This is a genomic window from Neisseria sp. P0014.S009 (assembly GCF_051958155.1).
Lineage (GTDB): Bacteria > Pseudomonadota > Gammaproteobacteria > Burkholderiales > Neisseriaceae > Neisseria > Neisseria flavescens_C.
This window is the reverse complement of record NZ_JBQCVS010000068.1, coordinates 1-359: the sequence shown is the minus strand read 5'-3', so window position 1 is coordinate 359 and position 359 is coordinate 1. Positions and strand designations below refer to the sequence as shown.

Sequence of the window (359 nt, the reverse complement as noted above, 5' to 3'; positions counted from 1 at the left end):
AATCAACATGGTCTTTGATTTCAAAGTCAAATTCTCGCGGCGTACCGACTTTGCGGACCTCAAACTTTACAGTTTCGTCTTTACCGACAGGCACACTTTCGTGCGGCAGGTTCGGAATACTTAGCAACCAAGCATCAAAATCTTTCTGAACGGCATCCAAATCAGCGGCAGTCTGCTAAAAATCCGCTTTGATTTGGGCAACCTGATCCATTGCAGCTTGAGCCTCTTCGTGTTTGCCTTGGCATTTCAACGCACCGATTTGTTTAGAAATACTGTTGCGCGAAGCATGCAACTATTCTGTTTTCACTTGAACGGCTTTGCGTTGTTCTTCCAAAGCGTTGAAACGCGCGGTATCAAAC

1 pseudogene is annotated in these 359 nt (G+C 45.7%); it reads right to left on the bottom strand.

Going from position 1 to position 359, the window contains the following annotated elements:
• Nucleotides 1–359: pseudogene (locus tag ACTHS4_RS11690) on the bottom strand (serine--tRNA ligase); the annotation flags it as partial.